Raw genomic sequence first — 22,783 nt, 5'->3', positions numbered from 1 at the left:
CGTATTATTACAAGCATAGCAAAGTTTACAAAACTTTTCATAGGCTATCAAACCATAAAACAAATTCTTCCTTAAATAAAAATAGTGATTTCCATAAGCTAAATCTTTAGGCAATCTTCTAGAAGTTAAAAACTTTGTCATAGCTATTAGTTTATACTTTACTTAGTCAACATCTATTTTAAGTTAGCAAATAAAAACACTGTCCTGATCGAGCTGTTTTAGTCTTAGGTTCCACTCATGAAGAGCTATAGTTTTTTTAGTGAGCCCATTCAATGCTAGGTCTTTATACTTCCTTAAAAGGCTACTTGCATTTAATTTATTGCTATTAAAATAATCAGCTACTCTAATATAACCCCCAAAAGTGAGTTTGATAGCTCTATCTTTGGGGGGCATCTCTCCTATAAAGATCTTTATATTATTAATTTTATCGATTTCTTATACTAGTTTCTCTTTAAACAAAACTTAAAGTATGCTGAACATTTACTTGCTAGTCAACTGCTTATTGCTAGCTAAAAAATATCTCATTTCATAATCTTTTTGATCCATTTTATACTTGTCTTATAAGGTGGATAACGGAAAGGAAGATCAAGCCAATTACTTTTTTTCAAGATGCTTTTACTATGAGAAAAGGTGTCAATGCTGTTTTTGCCATTATAGCTGCCCATTCCGCTTTCTCCCACTCCACCAAAGCCCATATAAGGAGTCGCTAGGTGGGTTACTGTCTCATTTATTGCTCCCCCTCCGAAGGAAACCTCCGTTAAAACCTTTCGCTCAATATCTTTCTCTTTTGTAAATAAATACAAAGCTAAAGGCTTTGGACGTGCCTTAATATGATCCATCGCTTCATCTATAGTCTTATAGGTGATTATGGGTAATATCGGACCAAATATCTCTTCTTGCATAATTGGATCTTTCCAAGAAACATCCTCCATTAATGTGATATTTATTTGGTGTGTTTCATCATTTTTTTGACCCCCGTAAATCACTTTGCCTGTCTCTAGCAGATTAAGTAATCGCTGATAATGCCTATCACTGATTATTTTGGGATATTCAGGATTGGTTTCTGCGTGCTTGCCAAAAAAACCTTCCAGAGTCTTCATTAATTCCTCTGTTAGTTTTTCTTTCACATCTTCTTGAACAAGTAAATAATCTGGAGCCACACAGGTTTGTCCTGCATTTAAAGCTTTGCCCCAAGCAATTCGCTTAGCAGCTATTTTTATATCGGCTGATTTGTCAACAATGGCTGGACTTTTCCCACCTAATTCTAAGACGACTGGCGTCAAATGCTGAGCTGCTTTTTCCATTACAATTTTCCCCACCTGTTTGCTTCCTGTGAAAAAAATTAAGTCAAAATCTTTACTTAACAAAGACTGATTAACTTCAACAGCCCCTTCCACCACCGTCACATAAGCCGGATCAAAGGTATCTGCGATCATTTTTTTAATAATAGCAGACGTAGCCGGTGCAAATTCAGAGGGTTTGATAACAGCAGTATTTCCGGCCGCTAAGGCACCAACAAGTGGCGATAAAGTCAGCAAAAATGGATAATTCCAAGGGGCAATAATCAACACCTGCCCATAAGGCTCTTTATAGACACGACTGACTGATGGAAACTGAGAGATTGGTGTTCGTACACGCTTAGGTTTGAGTAATCTCTTCATGTTTTTTAACATATAAGTGATCTCTTCTAAAACCAATCCAATCTCACTAACATAGCCTTCAAATCCTGCTTTATTTAAATCACTTCTTAAGGCTTCTAATATTTCAAGCTCATAGTCTTCAATCGCTTGATACAATTTTTTCAGCTTAGCAATTCGAAAATCAATTGCTTTGGTCTCTCCACTTGCAAAATATTCTTTTTGTTTTTCTAATACACCACTTGTCTCTTCCATTTTTATCATGCTCCTTCTTAATAAGCTGCTTCTAAAATATCCATAATCCGTTCAGTAGTAACTTGCACTGGGTTCACAATTGTAGCCCCATCATTCATGGCTGTCTTGGCAATCTGTTTAAAATCCTCTTTTTTAACATCGACATCTCGCAAACGGGTCGGTAAACCCGCTATTTTATGCAATTCATTAAGTAAATCTCTGATAGCATTTATTGTACGAGCGGCTCTTTGATCTTTGGGTGTCTGGCTGTATACTTCTGGTCCAGAGAAAGCCAATAAAATTCTAGCATACTCCTCTTTACAAGATTGTGAATGCTTTAAATTCATTTCCATAGCATATGGAAGTAAAATCGCCATCGCATCTCCATGGGCAATTTTACTGATTGATCCACAAGCGTGGCCTATCGCATGAACAATGCCTACCATTGAGTTAGAAAAGGATATACCTGCCATTAAGGACGCATTCGCCATGGCTATGCGAGCTTCTTTATTTTTACCATTTTGGACCGCTTCTTTAAGGTGCTTCCCAATTAATTCTATGGCAGCTAAGGAATAAGCAGAGCTAAGTGGATTTTTTTGACAACCCGTTAAGGCCTCAATACTGTGTGTTAAGGCATCGATTCCAGTTGATGCAGTTATTTTCGCTGGAAGTGACGCTGTCATTCGATAATCTAAAACAGCCACATCTGGTAAAAGACTGTATGAAATAAACTCCAACTTTACCTTACGGCTCGTGTCCGCAATCACTGAGACTAAGGTTGCCTCCGAGCCTGTGCCTGCAGTACTTGGCACGACTATCAAAGGATTTAACTTACCACCGACTAGCTCTAACCCCATGAGTTCATTTAAGTCTTTGACTTTTTTAGAAACTAAAACATTTACTCCTTTAGCAGTATCAATAACTGATCCACCGCCAATAGCGATGATACTATCACATTGATGTGTTTGATAGACGTCACTGATTTCGTGGACCACATTTAATGATGAGTCTTGTGGAATCTCTTTGAAGATGGCAGCGATTTCAATGTTGGCATCTTCTAAAGCCTCTGTAATAATTTGCACTTGTCCATGCTTTATCAATGACTCATCTGTTAAAATCAAAGGCCTCTGGGCCTCTAAATTCAATAATTCAAATGGGATGTTTTCTAAAGCGCCTTTGCCAGATAAAATCTTGACTGAATTCATAAACTCATAATATTCTGGTATTTTCATACTAATCCTCCTTAAAACACTAAATGAAAGTAGGCTTTGCCTTTGCTGGCTGAAAGCACTGGTTGTTCTTTTAAAATATTTTTGCTAATAAAATTTGGGAAAAGATAAGCTTCTACATAATATAAAATTCGAACGAGAGGCATAGTTTTTAGGAAATCACCTTTAACAATAAAACGATGTTGAGCATAGCCTTGGTGCAGACCTATTTGACCAAGAATTAACATTTGTGCAGCCCGATAACTTTTAAAAATAATCGACAGATCAGCTGGGGCATCCACATGCTTTCCTAAATAATTAAAGCCATCATTTCTTTTTTCAAAGAATACTTTTGTACTAGTGTTTAAAACTGTCAATTCAAACAAGAAACCATCCGCATAGTGTCCTAACTCTTTCTGAATTGCAGGCTCTACTTTAGCAGCAGCTATTAATCCTCTTACTAAAAATTTTAAACCAATTTCTACCATTAATTTTTTCATAACATGCAACCGCCTTTTATAAATTTTGCTTAATTAAATAAGCAATTTAACAATCTGATTCACAGGTATTTCTTCCGTAGCAAATTTCTGTTGAATAATTAAGCCATCTAACAAAGCTAAAATAAGATAAGAGAGGGCGTGATAATCTCTTCCCTGTCGCTTTAATCCTTTTATTAAACTTTTTCGAATGGTCTCTCGCCAGGACTGATAGCGTGTTTCAAACTTTTTAGCCAAGGATTGATTATTAGTAATCGCATCGCTTAAAAGATAAAGATGTAAGGAGCCTCTAGTATCCGCATAGATAATTTTATTAAATAAAGTCTTCAATATTTCTTCTGCATCAATCTCCTCATCAGACTCTTCAATGAATAAAAGTAAGTCTTCTGTTATCATTTCTAAATTTTTTTCTGCCAATTCATAAATGATCGCTTGTTTGGCAGGATAATAATAATAAAGCGTTCCTTTACTAATACCCGCTGCTTCAGCAATTTTACGCAAAGTTGTTTCTTCAATGCCTAATTCACTAATTAAAACTGATGCAATCTCAAGTATATAAGATCGCATATCTTGATTAGAGTTCCCATCACTAATAGATATTTTTGTCATTTATCCACCCATTTCCCGTTCGGTCGACTGACCGATTAATTAGTTTAAGTTTAATTCAACCAGCTTTTAGTGTCAAATATGCTTATTTTAAAGCTACTATGATTAAGAAAAAAGAAGTTATTAAAAGGGAGAGATCCCACAATATAATAACCTTCTAATATAGATAATTACGCTTTTCTTCAGAGCGTAAAATATTTTGTGTAAGCTCCGAATCTTTGTAGAAAAGAGACCTCTCTTATGTAAGATTGTAAAATCAAATAAGCAATCACACAGGAGGTCCCTTATGGAAGTCGTTAGCACAAAATTATTCACAGCACTAGCAGAAGATAAATCTGTTCAAGACCTATTTCGTCAAAACTTAGAAGAAGCGATTAACTTATTACCTGTATGCGAAAGGACAGTCTTTCTTAATTACGAAAAATCGGAAGTCAAAGGCTGCAATGGTTAAGGAACAATTTCCCATGAGAGATCTTTAGAAAAGTATCTATATACCTATGTTTCAAAATTAAATACGAAGTTTTCTTCTAGAATCCATAAGGGGTTTGGTCAAGCACAGTAGGAACTAAGTAAAATGCTAGATGAAATACAAGGAAAAGGTCAAAGCAAAAAAATTCATCCCCTATAGGGGATGACGTATAATGCCTATAATATTATCTAGTTAGAAGTTTTTTACTTAATCTTACATTAGCTTACACAATTTATTTGACACTGCCCTATATTCACTACCATACAAAAAAGAATATAGATTATTTTATCTCAATATAAGACCTATTAAGCATTTCAAACCATAACTTTATTTAAGTTCAACTACTTATGTCTTAAAATACTGATAAATCTATATTCTTATTAAAAAACAATGGAGATGAGGGGAGTTCAAACAACCCTTATATACCAATGTTTAGCGCTCATTGAATGCCACAATGAATGCCATTAGCTTCGTGCGTTCCCCTGTGATTGTGATCGTAAACCTCTTTGTTTAATTTTTTTACTAACTTTTTCGTCTCTTTTATGAACTCATTGATTAAATCTTCACTATCTTTATAATGTTCATCAACTTTATTTTGAAAACTTTTAATCATATTTATATCAAGGTTAAATAGATTACCTTGATCTTCTAAAATTAGGCTACATTTTTGAACCGAATAAGCTGCTTTTTCTAGTGAACTTAAAAAGTCTTGTTCTTCTTCATCTCTTAGTACTGTTATATTTAATATTTCAGTTTTTTCATAAATTTCTCTCGATAATTTTGATATCGTTTCATAATAATTGTATATTTTCCCTTCTATAATTGTATTATTAAATTTATTGCTGTCAATAGCTTTCATTTTAATTAGATGATCAGGAATTGAATTTAATGCTCCTAATGATTGATTTGAAATTGAAATGATTTGAGAAGAATATTTTTTTATTTCATCTATCTGCTTTTGATTAATTTTAAAATGAAGGTCTCGCTCAAAGTGTTCTCTTGTAATACTTATACTTTCTCTAAAACTTAATATACTAAAAAGCAATGCACAAATTGAAACAAAAGTACCATTTTTTAAGTATATTTCTAAAAAAGGAATGTTTTTAAAAATAAAAGCAACGTTTAAAAACAACGAAAACATCAAAATATACTCAAAATATTTTTCCTTAAATTTTCTCATATTATCACCCTTCACAGTTGCTTACATTTTATCGTCCATTCTATCTAGTAACATAGTCTGTGTAACTAATTGATTTTTAATCTCTTTTAATTCTACCAAAATTTCTTTTAATAATCTAAGTAGTTCTTTCATAAAAAATTTCCTCTCTAAAAGTCTTTTATTTGGTCTTTTATACTTCTATCTGTTATATCTTTAAAAGTTTTAGCACTTATTAAAATATCTTCCTTATTCCCTTCAAAGTAATCGATTCTTGTAATTTGATAAAGCTTATCTGCATATCTTATGATCATTTCATTATTTAAGCCCTCACGATAATTAATAGTAATCAATAAATCCACACTGTAATTCTGATCACTGATATACTCTGATCGCCAATATTCCTCTGCTGAAGTTTGACGAACATAAGCCCATATATTATTGAGTTTTAAAACTAATCCTGTTCCAATAGGTGAATTGAATTTATCTCTTAAAGTTTCTTCTTGATAAAACTGAATCTTTTTATCTTTCAGTTTTCTTTTCTTTCTTCTTGTGGAAAATAATCGATCGTTTATTGTCATATTAAAGTCCCTTTCTATGGCTGTACTTCTTTAAATTCACTATAATGCTCCATTAATCCTACATATGAATCTAATAAACTAGCTGTACCATCAATTTTCATCTTTGAATTTAACCTATCGGGCATTATATTACCGTTAATATCCGTTTTAACTGCTGTATTGGTTAAACACCATTTTAAAACTGGATTATTATTATAATTAATTAGTTTAGCTTCTAAATCTGCTCCTAAATTCTTCATTGGTGCTGATAGTGTTTTATAGCCTTGTCTACATATATTCATATCAAAGCCATACTCTCGCATTTCTTCAGCCCAATATTCAGCACTCCAATTATCATAATAAACCCAAGCAACTCTTATGCCTGAATCTTTTACCATTTCAATAAACCATTTTGTGATATCACCATAATTAATTTTATTATCCTCACATAGCCTTAAGTAACCCTGGTCTCTCCATTTATCGTAAGGTATCTTATCTGATTCCACACGTTCTAAAAAGCCTTCCTCAGGTAACCAATACATTTGGTGAACATATCGCTTCTCGCTGTCTTTATCCATGAATAATAAAGTAGCGCAAGTTAAGTCTGTGGTAGAGCTTAAATCTACACCGCCTATAGCATATCTACCATTAAAATCATATAGATTAAATGTTTCATCATTATTTATCTGATCAAAGCTTAACCAGGTTTCACTTACATTATCTCGAATATTAAAGTCTTTAACTAAGACACCTCTTAAATCTCTAGGACTATTTTTAGCTTTTAACAATTGTTTTTCGATATAAGATTTACGCTTAATGGTTCCTAAACCAGGATTAGCTTTTACCCATAAATCAGGATTTTTATATTCTTCCCTCTTATCCAATTCATATAACACTGGTAAAAAGGTTTCATCTTCAAAGTTACCATCAGCAACATTACAAGCATAACTGTACATATCATCAAAGATACACTCTCTAAGAGTCCCTGCAGTGGTTATCATCACTAATAATGGTTGTTTTCTAGAGGATTGAGATTGTTTCATAACCTCATATAGATTTCTATCTTTTATAGCATGTAACTCGTCTATAATAACTAAATGACTGTTTAGACCATCTAAGCTATCTGAGTTTTTCCCTAAAGGTTCAAATTTACTAAAGGTTATAGGAACGTATAAATCTGATTTACGTTTCTTAACCATCTCACTAATATCTTTACTTTGCTGAACCATATTATAAGTTTCTTCAAAGACTCTTTTAGCTTGATCCTTCTTTGTGGCCACACTGTATACTTCTGACCCTGCTTCATGATCTGCTACTAACATATATAAAGCAATAGCAGATAACATAGTAGATTTACCATTTTTTCGCCCTACCAGTAACAATGATTCTTGATATTGTCTCAATCCAGTATCTTTATCCACAAAACCAAAAAGGGCACTTATATAAGCTTTTTGAAACAACTCTAGTTCTACAGGCTTCCCTGCCCATTCACCCTTACTATGCTTGCAAAATCTTTCAATAAATTCTATTGCATAATTAGCTTTGTCATTATTAAAAACGAATTGCCCCTCTGGCTTTTTAATTCTTTCATTTAATTCTGAATATACTTTAGCCACTCGTTTAGAGGTGACTAGCTCGCCTGTTTCTATTTTTTCAGAATATTCTTTTAAATAATTTATCAAGCAGCACCATTAATGATGAATTTTTCTAAATCATTTTCTACACTTTCAGGCATATCTTTAGGACACAAGGCAAGCAATTGTTTTAGATATTGATTATATCTATTTGAAATATCCATATATGCTCTAAATTCTGGTGTTTGATTTCTAGATACTTTCTCATTACCATTCTTAATATTGTCTGTAGCACCTACAGTTGAAATATCCTTTTTGAGATCATTTAAAATACTTCTCATAAAGCTTAGTTCTGAAATTACCTCTTGAGCTAAAATTTTTTTCTCAATTGGAATGACTTCTAACAAATTATCAAACTGTTTAATATAGTTAGTACTCTTAATAACTAATTTTTTCTTTTTCATATCTCTACCCCTTTCCTAAAAAATTTATTAATAGAGAGGAAAAGTGTTGTTCCCGCCCGCTGATAAGACTTTTAAAATAAGAAGGAGTTAAGGGGGGATCATAATGACCAACTTACCCCTTCCCCACTTCTTTAATCTGTCCGTTTTCATCAAACTCTAAACCGTTTATAACTGCCTTTGAACCAAAGTGTATTCTGTTATGACAATCATGGCAAACAGCTTGAAGATTATCTTCATTCAAAGTGATTGATAAATCATCTAAATTATCATCACTTAACCAAATCTTATGATGAACTATCTTTGCAGGTTTCCCTCACAACTCACAAATATAATTCTCCTTAGATAAATAGTAGTCTCTTACTGCTCTCCACTCTTTAGACCAATAGAATTCATTTTGTTTTTTACTTCTACTCATTTTTATTTACTCTATCTTTTAGTGTCATTAGCAAACTATCTATAACCTGTTTTAATCTATATGTATCTGTGTTTTCAGGATAATACCACAGTTGAACAAGAAAGCCACCAACCGTTGTAGCTAGTGGCTCTGCTTCTTGTTGTTCAACTGTCATGCCTGTTGTAGATTCAATATAGTTAGGAACAGCATCAACTAAGGATTGAATGATTGAATCGTTGAAATCATTGTCTAATCTTAATTTATCTTTCGCTTGTTCTAAATTAATAGGCATGAAAATTTGAACCCCCTTGTTTTACTAGGCTGTCTTTAAGGATAGCTTCACAAATGCTTCAGGTAAGATGACTTGAGTATCAGCAATTGCTAATGCTCGATAGTCAATTAATCCACGATTGAAGCTAGATTGAGTAGATACTTCTAAAGCAATTCCTTCAGGCATGTTATAACCCAAATATTGGAAGTTACCAAAGTAAATATCCCCATCTTTGATATTGTCATCAATAATAACTGGATAACCTAAAATATGACCGACTGATTCATTTTGAGGGTCAGCAATAAAGATAGGTCGTTTATTACCGTCCACAATTGAATAGACCTTGCTATACAAGGTGGCATTGTTCATAGCGAACTTAGCACCATTTGAATACCCTCGTTTTATTAAAGCTAATAGATTAGTGAAATCTGTATAAGCAGGCATATCAGTATATTCAATTTGATTGGTAGCATTAAAGGTAATTGTTTCTAAACCTGCACCTTGTTTAGATCCAGTACCAGTAACTAATGAGCTTTCGATTGTCTCCATAACTGAAGCTACTAATTCATCAATAATGTATTGTTCAAAAGCTTTTATACTCATTTTCTTAGCTAAAGCACTCATTGAAAATACTTTAATTAATTCATAGGCTTTAAACTCTACTGCTGAAGGCTTCGATTTTTCACCTGCTACCTCTGCACCTTCAGTATGCCATTCTGCTTTAGTTAGTGGTGTACCCACTGGAACTTTAAGATTAGCAGGAATATTAAATGATCTAGCTTCTGATAAGATACCACCTTGAGTACGTGCTTTCTTAATCACTTCATTTAAAGTTAGTGTAGGGATTACATGAGCATTATCAGTAACTGTATTAAATGGTTCAGCACGTTTTTCAGATTGTTCAATATCTATTGCTCTTTGTTCTGCAGGACTTAACTTATGGCCAAGTAAATGTTTATAGAAGCCATCACGATATTCTACTGTAGAAATAATATCGTTTTGTTTAACCTCATTAGTTTTAGCTTCACCTGTTCCTGTTATAGGATTAAAAGATAGAATTGAATTACGTTTTTCAACTAAGTTTTCTTTAGCTTTCTTTAATCCTTCTGCTTCTATGTTTAATGAATTGATATCTGCATTAGGATCAGTATTTACAATATCTTGTATTTCTTGAGCACGTTTTTCAATTTCACCTAATCCTAATCCGTTATAATGGTTGAATGCTTCTTCTACTGTTTTAAAATTCATATTTATTATTCTCCTTTATATAAAATATTGTTTAGTTTAATTCTTAAGTCATCTCGTTCTTCACTATATAAATTATCAATGGCACTTCTAGCTTCTACTGAAGTAGTTGCATAAGCAGGAAACGGAACAACACTTACCTCATAAATTTTTTCAATTTTATGAATTGTTCTTGTTCTTGTTTCTGCATTATAAGAATCGCCACCTTCAGGAACCTTAAAGGCGAAACTCATACCTGATAAATCGCCACGTTCTACTGCCGTATAAACGCTTCTAGATTCCTCTGTGTTAGCTAAATTAGCAACCATCTTTAGACCTGCCTGATCTAATTCTAATTGCATTGTTTTAGGTGTCTTAGCTAAAGGCACCTTATTCATATCATGGTTATACAATAGCCTGGTGTCTTTTAAATCCACACCATCTAATGCCCCACGTTGAATAACTTCTGTAAAGGCAAAGTTCCCCTCACCTATTTGTGTTGGTATATCGTAGAGAATAGGTCTACCAACAAGTACCATATTCTTAGTATCATCATTTCTATTTTCTGTTTCTATTTTAGAAATTCTAATTTCCTTCATTTTGATTTGCTCCTTCTTTTAATCCTGATTTACTTAATTGATATTTTTCTATATCTTTAATTTCCATATAGTTAAGTGATTGTAAGATTCTAGATCCTTCTTCACCATCTAACTTAGGTAAATTTAGTATTTCTCTAACTTCATCAATGGTTACTGAACCTAGAGGTGAGATTGTTTGAATAAGATTTATTTTTGTTTGTAAGCTACTATAATTTAATCGATTAGATTCAAAGATAATTTCATTCCCAAAATTCTGTTCAATAATAGTAAATATTTTGTGTGTAAATTCTAAACTTAATTGTGTGGCAATTGGCTCAATTACACTTTCATAAAATGCCTGCCATTCATTCTCTGTGTATTTTCCCGAAACAATATTTCTATTAATTCCAAGATAGTTATAGACTTTATCACTGATAGCTCTTATTTGATTTTCATCAATATTTACAGGTTTACTATCAATCGATTCATATTCAGCTTCTTGATCAGATACAATCACTCCTCCATTATTTTCAAGAGAAAGATAATCTTTCATGAAAGTATCTCTTTTTTCCTTTTTAGTTTCGTCACTAGTCAATTTATTAAACTTCAAAATACCTCGAATATTAGCACCTAATCTAATTGCTTTACTCATTCCCTCGGATTGAGTTTGAGCAACTTCTAATACTGGACTTAAGGCGCTATTGTCATCACCGTTTAATTCATCTGAATTAAAGTGTCTTCTTAAATGAATAATATCACTATATGGAAAATAAACTTCCATACCTTGTTTAAAGGTTACTTTCATATAAAGATTATTTTCATTATCCGTTCCAAATACTCTTTTTGTCCCACTAATAGGATATAGATTTTTAACTTTGCCATTCATATCACGCTGAATATAGATATAAGCATTGTTATTTAGAAAGTAATGAGTCACAACCTTGTATAAAAAATCATAAGTATTCATGTATTCATTAGGTCTTACCTGCAATAAGCGATTTAAATCTTTGTCACCTTTTTTATCATTAATAAAATGAATGGGCTTTAACTTTGCTGTGTTTCTCGCTATTGTATCCACACCTGCACGATAAATATCATTAGCATACGGATCATTAATAAAAGTAGAGAAACTTATGCCGCTCCCTTGTAATAACTCAATATTTTTAGAATTTTGAGTTGCTTCTTTTTTCTTAAATATTTTTTCTAATATATTAGCCATTACTTACCTCACTTATCCCATATTTTTTAAGACAATCATTATATCCTTGTCTATATATGCTATCGATTCTTTTAGTTTCAGCTTCTAGTTGTTCTCTAATCTCTTTATTTTCAGGCTTACTAAGTTCATATATTTTCCGCCTTGTTTCATCAATGATTGACTTATCCTGCTTTAGTATCTCCAAATCTTTTCTGATTTCAGATTTTGAAATATTAAATTTCCAGTTTAAACTTTCTAAGTCATGAACCCTAAAGCCTGCTATAAGCATAGCTCCCTTAAACTGGCCATTATTAACATACTTTTTTGTAAAGTCTGAAAAAATATGTTTAAGCGTATAAGAAGTATAGCTATGATTGATATTTTCCTGCCTATGATATCTTAAGCACCAAGTCACCAAATTCACTTGTAATGATTTAGGTAAATCATAAAAAGCATAAGGATCATTAACGTCATCTCTACTTGGTTTGCATTGTTGTTCAATCGCCTGCCAGTTTGCTTTTCGTTTATTTAACATTTTTTCATCCCTTTCTGTGTTTAGATTCTGCAATTTTCAAAGCTTTTATAAATGTTCCGTGCATTTTTACCACACGATTATATGAGTACCCTAGTTCTAAAGAAATATCTTTAAATGAGCGGTTTTCATAATACCTACCTTTGAGGATTACCTGTATATCTTCACTCTGTCTATTAATAAAGTCATCTAACTTTTTTAATGAGTATTTCAAGATATCTATTTCAGTCTGATCCGCATTTGAAAATTCTAAAAAGGCGATTCTCATTCTAATTTCTCTAAAACTTATTAAGGTACTGTACATTTTTTCAACTCCTATAGACTAACTTTTCGTATTTATCATTTACCTACCTCTGAAAGGCTTTATCATCTTTCAACATTTTAGCTGTGGCGGATAGGTTAGGTTGCAGTTCTTAGATTTAAACCTCAACTCTTCAAAAGCTATTTGTATCAACGTTTTTAAATGCTTAGGTTGAGAGGTTGCACTTTTTTCACACTGTAGCTTACTTTTATATATAACTTAAAAATATATTTTTAGTTGTAAAATAAAGTATATTAACCTGCAACTATGCAACCTTAGCTACAAATCAAAACAATACAGCTCTAAATGGTTGCAGGTTTTAAGATGGTTTCTAAACCTAACCTACAACCTGCAACTTTGCAACCTAATTAATTTTTACAAAGTGTTGAGGTGCGCTCCCTGCAATAGGCATATCAAAATTAGCTTTTAAATTTTTGTAAAATTCCTTTTCTGAACCCACTTTAGCTACTTTCTTTTCCCAAGTATCTTTTAAAAGATTGGTTAGCTCTTTAGTAAATTTAATTTTTGATAAAAACTTAAACCCATTTTCATTACAAAATTCCTTATAGATTGCATAGACTATATAAGTTGGTATCCTATCAACATTTAATTGATCAAATACATTTTCTTTAAAGTCCACTAATGGATCATTATCTTGTTTGAAATCTTCTAATAATTGAGCTGATATATCAGGAACAATAAACTTATCAAAATCTAAATTAATAGCCTTATATAAAACATATTCAAGTACTTTCTGATTCTTTATATATTCGTCCTTAATTCTGCTATTGTCTGTTTTATCTGTGAACTTAGCATTAAAAGGAACAATCAAAAATCTTCTATAGGTTCCTTCAGTTTTGTTATGTATTTTAGGCAAGCCGTTTGTGGATTGAATGATAGTTAAATTAAATCTCGTGCTGTATGCGTCCATGTTCTTACGCTCAACTTTAACTGCGTCACCAGTGACCACACTATTAAAGTCAGATGAATTATCTATAAAGACACCTGCAGGAACATCATCACCAATACAAACAACTTTCTCCTCTAATAAGGATAAATTAAAACGATTGTTATCTTTTCCACCAAATTGGTCTATTTTAAGCGTGGCTACATTATCAAACCCAACTAAATTAGTAATTAATTCTTGATAGGTTCCTTTTGCGTTTCTTCCACTACCTACTAGCCAAATTGATTTTTTTCTTGAGTAGTTACCATTTAAACTAGCTGAAATAACTTGCCACAATAACTCTGTAATCTGTTCATCACCAACTGCAATATCTAATAACCATTTATCAATATCCCAACCATCAATAATAGGTTTTTGGCAACCTTGGATATAATTAGTAGCAATTTTAGAAGTAAATACATAATCAGGTGTAAATGGTTCAAGTTCTTTGGTTTTTAAATTAAACACACCATTGTTAACAGGTATTAAAAACCTTGAAACTGTTTTTTCTTTAACACTTGCTGTATGCGTTAGATCATAAATAACTTCTTCAGCACTTCTTCTAGTACTATTTCTATCCACAATTTTTATATAGTGCCTTATTAAATCTAAATTCTGTGTATATATTCCTTTTGTTTCCTGGTACATAGCAACTCTAGAATTTTCCTCAAAAGCAAACTTAATAAATACTATTTCATCTTGTAAGATATTAGAAATTACTACAGGCGGTAATGTATTAGGTTTCTTTCGAGTGCTACCTTCAGCCCTATCAATTTCCCATTCTTGTATAAGTTCTTCTAAAGCTTCTTCACCTTTTATTCTTAATCGAAGCTCTAAGCTATCCTTAAATTTGAATTCAAATTTTCCAGTAAATCCACCATTGGTAACCCTGCTAGCTTCAGATAAGGTTAGCATTCCATAAGTGGTACTACCTCTTTTAGAATCCCATTTGTCACGGTATAGCTTAGATTGTCTAAACATCTCATTAGCTTTTTCTAGATCATGGTTACACCACCACACAAGAATATTAGCTAATGCCTGATCTGCGGCGCTATCGTCGTGGTTATAAGAACTAGTATCACCTTCAAAGAATAAACTTTTAAACTTTTCACCATTTTTAGATTTACTAGCTAACTCAATTAACTTATTTATTTCATAGGTATTACCATTACCTATATTATTTAATAAATGTACAGGACTATCTTTCTTTGTTCTGTACTTCTCATACAAAGGCTTTATTATCTCTGAACCGTCAATTAAGTTAGGATAATTGCCTAACATATTCCCTGTAACAGTGAAAAATCTTCCTGACTCATAAGCTTCTACACCAAGCTTTGAGTTCTTAAATCCTTTTCCTGGTAAGTTGCCTTTAAAATAATAATGAACACCATTACCTGAAGGAGATATTTCAGCATAAGTTCCTAATTTTGAAAATTCACAAAATCTATTATTTATCCCATCATTTAAATAATCCTGTAATTCTTGATTATCTTTTGCGTCTATATCAATTCCAAAAATTCCCTCACCTAATTGAAAGCCTAATCCGTCATAATGTTTTAAATACTCAACTGCTGTATCAAAATCACACCATGTATCTGGATCATTACTACTTGCCTTAAAACCAGTATAAAAATCATAAGGTACTTTAGTTATTTTTCCGTTTCTTTCTTCATAATTCCACGCTACCCATCTAGGCATGTCTTTTAATTCTTGTGGAATATTTTCTAGAATTACTTTATTTTGATTCAAATCACTATCACCTCATTCTTTACAAAACAGATAATCAATCTGATTCCAATTCTTCTATTATTTCTTGCAAACCTTCAATAAGATCTATATTTAAGTTATCAATGATTGGTGAAACTCTATGAGCCTCATAAGCTAAAACTTTTGTAGCTTCTAAACCTTCTTTTTCATACTTTAATGAATAATCATGCAATGAATTTATATAGTCACTATTAATTCTTGCTTTAATTAATAGTCTTTGTAACTTATAAATAGTTTCGCCAATATTAGATTTCATAGTTATTCTCCATTCCATTTTTAATTAATATTTGTTATAATGGAGTTGTTAGGAAGGCTAATCTACCTAAACCTAACAACTCATTTTTTCAAAATTTTGGCTTCCATCACCAAAATAATCTTTCATAAATTTTACAGAGATCTTCCCGGTCTCTGTTTTTTCATGTTTAAACATATAAACCTGCTTCCTGCACTGGGGAGCGCACTAGGATTTAAATTTTCATTGAGTTAAAGACTTCTGCAATTTCTTCAGTATCATATAGCCACTTTCTACCTAAAGGGATTCTTCTCAATCCTCTGGCTTCAAGATCACTTAAAGTGTCTGCTCCAATTTGAAGCATTTCCTTTAATTCTTTTTGTGTAACAAATCTTTTAGAAAGTTTTGACTTCTCAACTGCTTCCTCGATCGCTTGATCCAATAACTTACCCACATTAGATAGAAACAATTTCTGTGATTCGGGTGTTAGTATTACCTGCAATTGTGGCTGTTCCATTTTTATCACCTCCTAATAACCTAGTAATTCCGTTATAGTAACTCCTAAATAATCAGCAATCTTTTTAATTGTGGATAAACCAGGATTTTTTGTACGTTCATAATAAATATTAGTTAAAGTGAATTTTGAAATACCAGTTATTTTATGAACTTCAGCCACTGTTTTTCTTTGTTCTGCTAAAATTACTCTAAAATTATTTTTCAAAATTTTCCCCTCCTTTATGAATTAAAATGAATCGCAATCCATTTCAATACAAATGTATCATGTTTTAAAATGGATTGCAACTAAAAGTATTAAAATGAATTGTAAAATTTGTTGAAAGATTATATACTAATTACAAAGAAAGGAATGTGATAAATTGGATATAGATAAACTAAGTGTAGGAAGGCGTATAAAAGAGATAAGATTTTCTCTTGGGGAAACTGCTGAAGTATTTGGAAAACACTTTGACCCGCCTGCAAATAGAGGACTAGTTTCAGGTTGGGAAAATGGGAGGTATTTACCTAATCCAGAAAGACTATCAATTATTTCTGAATTAGCAAACATTTCAGTGGATCAATTGTTATATGGAAGTTTAGAAGAATATATTATTAATCGTTTAAAAGATTTCAAAAATGAAATTGAGAATGACTCTACTATAATAGAAAAGTTAAAAGACCCTATTTATAAAGAAGTTTATTTAAGTTATTTTCACGAATATGCTCCTAAAGTTTCTGAAATGTTTGATTCCAAAGAACAGTTTGAAGAAAAATTTAAACTACAAAAGCAAAAAGCTTATAATCATTGGATTAATACAAAGTCTTTAGAAATTTCTGCCTTAAATCAATTAATGTATGAAGTTAATAGGGCTTTTGATAAGTATCATGATTATTACTATATGTCTTTAAAAACTGGAGAATATAACTACTATCTTAATGAAGATATGAACGAAAATCTTTTAGAAGAAATAACTCGTCTTAAAAATGAAGTTTTCGAAGAATTACAAAGAATCGAACTAAAATATAAAGATAATCATTAATTATCTGATTTTTCTTCCACACCATCATAGTCACTGGGGAGCGCACTAGGTGGAAAGGAAAATAAAATGATTAAAGAATATAAATTGAAAAACGGTAGCACCCGTTATTTAGTTCAAGTTTATTTGGGAAAAGATAGTAGAGGTAAAATTAGAAAGACTACAAGAAGAGGTTTCAAGTCTTTAAAAGAAGCTAAATTAGCTGAAGCAAGAATATTGAATGATAATCCTATCAATAAGCCTGTATCAAGAACCTATAAAGAAGTTTTTAATTTATGGGAAACTCAATACTATAATGAAGTTAGAGAAAGCACCTACCATAAAACTATGACCATCTTTAAACTGCATATATTGCCTGTTTTAGGGAGTTTAGCAATTGAAGATATAAACCCCTTAGAGATTCAAGAACTCGTTAATAAGTGGTCAAATGAGTTTGTGAGATACAAAATTATGGTTAGATACTTAGATAAGGTCTTTCAAAAGGCGGTTAAAATGGATCTAATTTCTAAAAGTCCAGTAGATAAAGTAGATTTGCCTAGAGAAAAGAAATCAAATAATGATTTTGAAAACTTTTATTCTAAAGATCAACTGAATGAATTACTGGATACTTTGGAAAAAAATGACAATAAAAAATGGCTCGCCCTATTCCGCTTATTAGCCTATTCAGGCATGCGACAAGGTGAGCTATTAGCGTTGACTTGGAAAGATATTCATTTTAAAGACCTTACTGTTGATATTAATAAAGCTCTTACTAGAGGGATTGGCAACTCTTTAATCGTTCAACCGCCTAAAAGTCAATCATCTATAAGACTTATAACAGTAGATCAAGAAACAATGAATATACTGAAACTGTGGCAGATGGAACAAAAGAAAATTCTTATGCTCATAGGTAAGCGGTCAAATAGTCAATTAGTTTTCCCAGTGGATAGCACTAATAAACACATGACTTCAAGCCAAATTAGAAAGAACTTAATTAAAGCTCAAGAGCAAGCAGGATTACCTAATATCACTGCTCATGGTCTAAGACATACTCATTGTTCTCTACTCTTTGAAGCAGGTGTCAGCATGGAAGTTGTTAAAAAGCGCCTTGGCCATTCAGATATTCAGACCACAATGAATATTTATACTCACGTTACCAAAGAAAGACAAGAAGAAACTGCTACTCAATTTGCTAAGTTTATGACTAGTTAAAATTCGAAATGAATGCCAAAATGAATGCCATGAATGCCAAATAAAAGCAAATCAGAGAAATTAGAAAAAATAAAAAAGGCTTTCCATCAAGCTTTAGAGCCTGATAGAAAACCTAAGAAATCATACAATGGAGATGAGGGGAGTCGAACCCCTGTCCAAATGTCTCGCCACCAAAGAATCTACGTCAATAGTTGCGTCTATTGTTATTTAGCTTCCACATAGCCGACCAACAGGCGTTTGTGTTTGCGAGTCTGCTTATCTCTTCTAAGGCTTACAGACGGAAAGACTTAGCGTATCCCACTAATTTGAGACCAGGAACTAACACATGGGCGATGCTAGGCTGATCTTAGCCAGCTGTTTTTAGGCAGCTAAAGCTAAATTGTTATTATTGTTTGCAGTTATATTTAACTGTAGCGTTGGTGAGGTAGTCGCTGCCTACCTGACGCATCCAAGGTTCGAACAACACCTGTCGAAACCATGACACCCCCAATTAAAGGTATAAATACATACTAGCATCTCCATGAGGAAATGTCAAAGAAGGTCAGTCAGCTTTTAGACGAATTATCTTGGACTTCCTACTTAAAGAGTTTGAGGTAATTTTTTGACGGCATTCAGTAAAATTGGCGTCACTAAAATTGAAAAGATCATCTCAGGTACACCATTCACTAACACAATACCACCGAGCACCTGCCATAAACTATCGAGATTGGCTCCACTAATTTGTGAATACTCTGCCTGTTTAAAGAGGCCAATTGCCCCTAAGACGAAAACTGTATTTAAGATTGAACCTAAGGCCCCTGCTATCATATAGCGCAAGCGATCTTGAATTTTATCTTGAGCTTGGTGGGCAAACCATCCAACAATCAAAGGCATAATCATCCGTGGTAAAAGTGAGACTAATGGTGAAGAAAAGACATAAACATACATGGGCGATGTTGGCATAACATAAGCACGAATCAAGGAGTTCAAGCCCCAAAATGCTCCGATAATAAAACCATCTTTAGTGCCTAACCATAAGGTCGCTACAATTACCGTTACATGAATAATAGTAATATTTAATGGGGGTATGGCTATATAGCCTAGAAAAGGTACCCAAGTTTGTAATAGGATAATAGCCATGAAGATACTTAAAATAACTAAGCGTTTAGTTTTCATAGCGTTTTGATTTTGTAATGCTGACACAAATATCCTCCTCATTTAATGAATGGAATGACCATTCTTAATGTAATTGTAAGTGGGTTCACAGAGTCTTTCATCAAGAGTTACCTCTAAATCATATTCATCAAAAAACCATTCGTCATCTTGTTCAATAAAGAAGAGGACCCCATTGGGCGCTTGATAAGTGACTAAAGGGTCTTCTGGCTGAACAGAATCAATGGCAATCCCAAAACCATTGTCAAAAGGGCTCGATCCATAAATTTTTGTTTTAAAGCGAACACCAGCACCTTGGCTAAATCCTATTTCTTCCTTAAACCAATCTGCTGCTTTATTTGTTACTGTTAGTTTCATATGCTTTGTTGCAATCAAATGCAACAACTCCCTCCTCTATAAACTGAATCTATCATATAGCAATTTTTTTATCTGAGCGAGTTTTTTGCTTAATCCACCAAATTATGTTGGAAAGCATATATCGTCGCTTGTGTGCGATCATCCACTTCTAATTTTGATAGGATATTAGAAACGTGGGTTTTTACCGTCTTTAAAGTGATAAACAACTCTTCTGCAATCGCTTGATTGGAATACCCTCTAGCAATCAATCCTAAGACTTCACGCTCACGATTGGTCAAATCATCATGCAGATGGACTTGCCTTTCTTCGGTTTCGCGATTTAGCATCTTTTGCGTAACTTCATCCTGCATCACGCTCTTACCTTGGTAGGTTGAGCGAATAGCCTCGGCGATTTCTTTAGCTGATGAAGTTTTTAGGATATATGATTGAGCTCCTGCTTCAATAGCTGGATATACTTTTTCGTCATCTAAGAAAGATGTCACGATAATAATTTTAGCTTCGGGCCACTCTTGCATAATTTTTTGCGTGGCTTCAATTCCGTCCATGGTATCCATGACTAAGTCCATCAAAATAACATCCGGTCGTAAATCCAGGGCACGATGATAACCTACTAAGCCATTATTAGCTTCTCCCACCACTTCCATATCTTCTTGAATACTTAGATAAGACGAAACACCTAGCCTGACCATTTCGTGGTCATCAACTAATAATACTTTTATCATACACTGACTCCTTTATTTTATAATTTTATTTTTTAAGTTTATAAGGCAACTTAATATCGACAACCGTTCCCTGCCCTGGAGAAGAAATTATCGAAACCGCCCCTCCCATCCCCTTCACTCTTTCTTGGATATTGGTTAAACCATAAGAGCCTGACTTTTTCGATTGAACAGGATCAAAGCCACGTCCATCATCAACAATGCGAATATTTATCATATCCATTGTTTCTCTTAGATAAACATCTAATTTATTTGCTCGAGCATGCCGCATAGTATTCGACACCGCTTCTTGAATAATCCGAAAGAGATGGTCTTCGATTCCCGTTTCTAGTCTAGGATCATCTAATTCCCAAGTCAGTTCTAGAGGTATTTTGGCTTGTAGTTCTAATAGCAAATTATTAATTCCTTGTTGCAGTGATTTTCCTTGTAAGTCAACCGGTCGTAAATGTAAGAGCAAGGCTCGCATTTCAGTTTGAGCATTTCCAATGACCGATTCAATTTTTTCAAGCTTAGCACTTAATTTAGGGTTTTCCTCTTCAGGATAGGATTCAGTAATAGCTGACAACATCATCATAGCAGCAAATAATTGTTGGGATACCGAATCATGAAGTTCACGTGCTATGCGACTACGCTCATGTTCGATAATTTCTTCCTTAGTCTCTTCACCGACAAAGACCGGAGCAGCTGTAAATTCTTGTAAGTCTTCAGTCAAATCAACCAAGCGATTGCGCAGGCGGTTAATATCTTGGGCCAAGCTATAATCTTGTGTATAGAGACTGGATTTACGGTTGGTTTTATTGAAGATCGGATGGTGATATTTGCCTAACAATAACCAATTGATTTTTGCTCGAATCAGTTCATAAGAATCATTTAGTGAAAAGGTAAGATATAAACTATAGATGACTGAGAAGGCAATAATAATAGCTACTACCCAGATAAATAATCGAACGTCCCAGATCTTAATTATAAAAAGGTCTTCAATATTAAAAGCTGGTAGTTGCCATGCACAAAGACCAACCACAAAAAAACAGATCAGCAATGTAATAATTAATTGATTGAGTAAGATACGAATCCATAACCGTAAATTCATAAAATAATCACCTCTACATCTCCTATAAAGCTTGAAATAATAACATTTAATTTGCGGTTAGCCTGTTGATAATCGGGACTACGCCATTTAAAGTTTTCCAATGTTAATACATAGTCTTGAGATTCAAATAAAACATTGCCACTAATTAAAGATATATTCATTTTCAAGCCAATATCCCTCGGAATGATTAAACGAACACGGCCAAACATTTTTCGAATGACTACCGTATGCTCACCTGCTGGAATGAGGGTATTCCCTAAATCAATAATAGAATTTCCACCAAAATATACAAGATTAATATCATCCCACTCATATGAAGTCTTGGTTCCTTCTTCTCGCATATCAAAAAGAGAGCGATATTCTAAGATTGTTCGCTGCTGGTCTTGTGGTTGAAGCAGTTTAATCCCGTAATAACTCTCAGACTCTTTAGGGGCTGGATGTAAAACACTCTCCGAAAGATTACCCATTTCATGGATATGCTCTTTTTTAAAGACAATTAAAGCGAAAAAGATGGTTAAAAGAAATAGCCAGAATGATTTGGTTAAAACAATCGTCATAATAACCAAAATCAAACCCAATCCTAAAATCAATCGGTTCAACCAATAGCGCTCTATATAAAGGCTCAAACTGATGAGCAAAAATCCTCCTGCAAACATTCCAAGAAAATGCCAATCTGTAAGTAATTCTAATATAATTAAAAAGATACAAAGAATCATCGTGAGAAAAATACGTTTGCGAAAGAAGTCTTTCATTGGAATACCTCCCTTCTGTTAAGTCATTGCTATTATTGCATAAAAGATAAACTGAAAAAAGATAATACTTTGCTTATCTTCCATCTATTATAGCAAACAAATCCTAGAAAAAGGCATAAAAAAAGACCCCCAAAAGGAGTCT

Annotated in this window: 27 protein-coding genes and 1 other RNA gene; 3 read left to right on the top strand and 25 right to left on the bottom strand. The window is 32.9% G+C overall.

Annotated features, from left to right (window positions below):
• Nucleotides 1–521 precede the first annotated feature (521 nt).
• From ACQV18_RS06070 to ACQV18_RS06055, 4 genes are read right to left on the bottom strand one after another with little or no spacing between them, the layout of a single operon-like run.
• A complete protein-coding gene (locus ACQV18_RS06070; RefSeq protein ID WP_428874239.1) occupies nucleotides 522–1,892 on the bottom strand; it encodes an aldehyde dehydrogenase in 1,371 nt (456 codons plus the stop codon).
• Nucleotides 1,893–1,909: 17 nt separating this feature from the next.
• The gene (locus ACQV18_RS06065; RefSeq protein WP_428882486.1) at nucleotides 1,910–3,103 is read right to left on the bottom strand and encodes an iron-containing alcohol dehydrogenase; all 1,194 of its coding nucleotides are present in this window, start codon (nucleotides 3,101–3,103) and stop codon (nucleotides 1,910–1,912) included.
• Nucleotides 3,104–3,114: 11 nt separating this feature from the next.
• A complete protein-coding gene (locus ACQV18_RS06060; protein ID WP_428892725.1) occupies nucleotides 3,115–3,579 on the bottom strand; it encodes a hypothetical protein in 465 nt (154 codons plus the stop codon).
• Between the two features lie 33 nt (nucleotides 3,580–3,612).
• On the bottom strand, nucleotides 3,613–4,185 hold the full coding sequence (locus ACQV18_RS06055) for a TetR/AcrR family transcriptional regulator (protein WP_428875506.1): 573 nt from the start codon (nucleotides 4,183–4,185) through the stop codon (nucleotides 3,613–3,615).
• A 283-nt stretch (nucleotides 4,186–4,468) separates the two neighbouring features.
• Here ACQV18_RS06055 and ACQV18_RS06050 point away from each other — a divergent pair, with 283 nt between their 5' ends.
• Nucleotides 4,469–4,633 (top strand): hypothetical protein, encoded by a 165-nt coding sequence (locus ACQV18_RS06050; RefSeq protein WP_428874243.1) that lies wholly within the window; start codon nucleotides 4,469–4,471, stop codon nucleotides 4,631–4,633.
• 457 nt (nucleotides 4,634–5,090) lie between these two features.
• On the opposite strand, the gene ACQV18_RS06045 is transcribed toward ACQV18_RS06050, so the two are convergent.
• The 15 genes from ACQV18_RS06045 to ACQV18_RS05975 form a co-directional block, all read right to left on the bottom strand.
• Nucleotides 5,091–5,831: a hypothetical protein gene (locus tag ACQV18_RS06045; RefSeq protein WP_428892724.1), complete on the bottom strand. Its 741-nt coding sequence runs from the start codon at nucleotides 5,829–5,831 to the stop codon at nucleotides 5,091–5,093.
• A 146-nt stretch (nucleotides 5,832–5,977) separates the two neighbouring features.
• Nucleotides 5,978–6,388 (bottom strand): phage head closure protein, encoded by a 411-nt coding sequence (locus ACQV18_RS06040; RefSeq protein WP_428892723.1) that lies wholly within the window; start codon nucleotides 6,386–6,388, stop codon nucleotides 5,978–5,980.
• Between the two features lie 14 nt (nucleotides 6,389–6,402).
• Nucleotides 6,403–8,049, bottom strand: a complete 1,647-nt coding sequence (locus tag ACQV18_RS06035; protein ID WP_428892722.1) for a terminase large subunit — start codon at nucleotides 8,047–8,049, stop codon at nucleotides 6,403–6,405.
• Nucleotides 8,046–8,405: a hypothetical protein gene (locus ACQV18_RS06030; protein WP_428892721.1), complete on the bottom strand. Its 360-nt coding sequence runs from the start codon at nucleotides 8,403–8,405 to the stop codon at nucleotides 8,046–8,048. Before ACQV18_RS06030 ends, ACQV18_RS06035 begins: the two co-directional genes overlap by 4 nt.
• Nucleotides 8,406–8,517: 112 nt before the next feature.
• Nucleotides 8,518–8,703, bottom strand: a complete 186-nt coding sequence (locus ACQV18_RS06025; protein WP_428892734.1) for an HNH endonuclease — start codon at nucleotides 8,701–8,703, stop codon at nucleotides 8,518–8,520.
• A 109-nt stretch (nucleotides 8,704–8,812) separates the two neighbouring features.
• Complete coding sequence (locus ACQV18_RS06020) at nucleotides 8,813–9,091, bottom strand: head-tail connector protein (protein WP_428892720.1); 279 nt, start codon at nucleotides 9,089–9,091, stop codon at nucleotides 8,813–8,815.
• 24 nt (nucleotides 9,092–9,115) lie between these two features.
• On the bottom strand, nucleotides 9,116–10,318 hold the full coding sequence (locus tag ACQV18_RS06015; RefSeq protein ID WP_428892719.1) for a phage major capsid protein: 1,203 nt from the start codon (nucleotides 10,316–10,318) through the stop codon (nucleotides 9,116–9,118).
• A 5-nt stretch (nucleotides 10,319–10,323) separates the two neighbouring features.
• Entirely contained in the window at nucleotides 10,324–10,893 is a 570-nt protein-coding gene (locus ACQV18_RS06010) for an HK97 family phage prohead protease (RefSeq protein WP_428892718.1), read from the bottom strand.
• Complete coding sequence (locus ACQV18_RS06005) at nucleotides 10,880–12,091, bottom strand: phage portal protein (protein WP_428892717.1); 1,212 nt, start codon at nucleotides 12,089–12,091, stop codon at nucleotides 10,880–10,882. The genes ACQV18_RS06010 and ACQV18_RS06005 overlap by 14 nt, the downstream gene beginning before the upstream one ends.
• Entirely contained in the window at nucleotides 12,084–12,605 is a 522-nt protein-coding gene (locus ACQV18_RS06000; protein WP_428892716.1) for a hypothetical protein, read from the bottom strand. Before ACQV18_RS06000 ends, ACQV18_RS06005 begins: the two co-directional genes overlap by 8 nt.
• A gap of 4 nt (nucleotides 12,606–12,609) precedes the next feature.
• On the bottom strand, nucleotides 12,610–12,906 hold the full coding sequence (locus ACQV18_RS05995) for a hypothetical protein (RefSeq protein ID WP_428892715.1): 297 nt from the start codon (nucleotides 12,904–12,906) through the stop codon (nucleotides 12,610–12,612).
• A 361-nt stretch (nucleotides 12,907–13,267) separates the two neighbouring features.
• The gene (locus tag ACQV18_RS05990; protein WP_428892714.1) at nucleotides 13,268–15,598 is read right to left on the bottom strand and encodes a phage/plasmid primase, P4 family; all 2,331 of its coding nucleotides are present in this window, start codon (nucleotides 15,596–15,598) and stop codon (nucleotides 13,268–13,270) included.
• Nucleotides 15,599–15,632: 34 nt separating this feature from the next.
• Nucleotides 15,633–15,872, bottom strand: a complete 240-nt coding sequence (locus ACQV18_RS05985; protein WP_428892713.1) for a hypothetical protein — start codon at nucleotides 15,870–15,872, stop codon at nucleotides 15,633–15,635.
• A 211-nt stretch (nucleotides 15,873–16,083) separates the two neighbouring features.
• Nucleotides 16,084–16,365, bottom strand: a complete 282-nt coding sequence (locus ACQV18_RS05980; protein ID WP_428892712.1) for a hypothetical protein — start codon at nucleotides 16,363–16,365, stop codon at nucleotides 16,084–16,086.
• Nucleotides 16,366–16,377: 12 nt separating this feature from the next.
• The gene (locus tag ACQV18_RS05975) at nucleotides 16,378–16,569 is read right to left on the bottom strand and encodes a helix-turn-helix domain-containing protein (protein WP_428892711.1); all 192 of its coding nucleotides are present in this window, start codon (nucleotides 16,567–16,569) and stop codon (nucleotides 16,378–16,380) included.
• Nucleotides 16,570–16,723: 154 nt separating this feature from the next.
• Between ACQV18_RS05975 and ACQV18_RS05970 the strand changes: the two genes are divergently transcribed.
• Nucleotides 16,724–17,383, top strand: a complete 660-nt coding sequence (locus ACQV18_RS05970; RefSeq protein ID WP_428892710.1) for a helix-turn-helix domain-containing protein — start codon at nucleotides 16,724–16,726, stop codon at nucleotides 17,381–17,383.
• Between the two features lie 66 nt (nucleotides 17,384–17,449).
• Nucleotides 17,450–18,571 carry a tyrosine-type recombinase/integrase gene (locus ACQV18_RS05965; protein WP_428892709.1) on the top strand — a complete coding sequence of 374 codons (1,122 nt, stop codon included), beginning with the start codon at nucleotides 17,450–17,452 and terminating at the stop codon, nucleotides 18,569–18,571.
• 125 nt (nucleotides 18,572–18,696) lie between these two features.
• On the opposite strand, the gene ssrA is transcribed toward ACQV18_RS05965, so the two are convergent.
• From ssrA to liaF, 6 genes are all read right to left on the bottom strand, one after another.
• Nucleotides 18,697–19,059, bottom strand: a transfer-messenger RNA (tmRNA) gene (gene ssrA / locus ACQV18_RS05960).
• 91 nt (nucleotides 19,060–19,150) lie between these two features.
• Nucleotides 19,151–19,753, bottom strand: a complete 603-nt coding sequence (locus tag ACQV18_RS05955; protein WP_428874244.1) for an ECF transporter S component — start codon at nucleotides 19,751–19,753, stop codon at nucleotides 19,151–19,153.
• 15 nt (nucleotides 19,754–19,768) lie between these two features.
• A complete protein-coding gene (locus ACQV18_RS05950) occupies nucleotides 19,769–20,104 on the bottom strand; it encodes a HesB/YadR/YfhF family protein (protein WP_428874245.1) in 336 nt (111 codons plus the stop codon).
• Nucleotides 20,105–20,169: 65 nt separating this feature from the next.
• Nucleotides 20,170–20,802 (bottom strand): response regulator, encoded by a 633-nt coding sequence (locus tag ACQV18_RS05945; protein ID WP_428874246.1) that lies wholly within the window; start codon nucleotides 20,800–20,802, stop codon nucleotides 20,170–20,172.
• Nucleotides 20,803–20,827: 25 nt separating this feature from the next.
• Nucleotides 20,828–21,889: a sensor histidine kinase gene (locus ACQV18_RS05940; protein WP_428874247.1), complete on the bottom strand. Its 1,062-nt coding sequence runs from the start codon at nucleotides 21,887–21,889 to the stop codon at nucleotides 20,828–20,830.
• Nucleotides 21,886–22,641 carry a cell wall-active antibiotics response protein LiaF gene (liaF, locus tag ACQV18_RS05935; RefSeq protein WP_428875419.1) on the bottom strand — a complete coding sequence of 252 codons (756 nt, stop codon included), beginning with the start codon at nucleotides 22,639–22,641 and terminating at the stop codon, nucleotides 21,886–21,888. The genes ACQV18_RS05940 and liaF overlap by 4 nt, the downstream gene beginning before the upstream one ends.
• Nucleotides 22,642–22,783 lie beyond the last annotated feature (142 nt).

The sequence above is a fragment of the Facklamia sp. P9177 genome (assembly GCF_050409585.1).
In the GTDB taxonomy this organism is placed as follows: domain Bacteria; phylum Bacillota; class Bacilli; order Lactobacillales; family Aerococcaceae; genus Facklamia.
The sequence above is the reverse complement of the archived record's forward strand: the minus strand, read 5'-3'. Positions and strand labels throughout refer to the sequence as shown.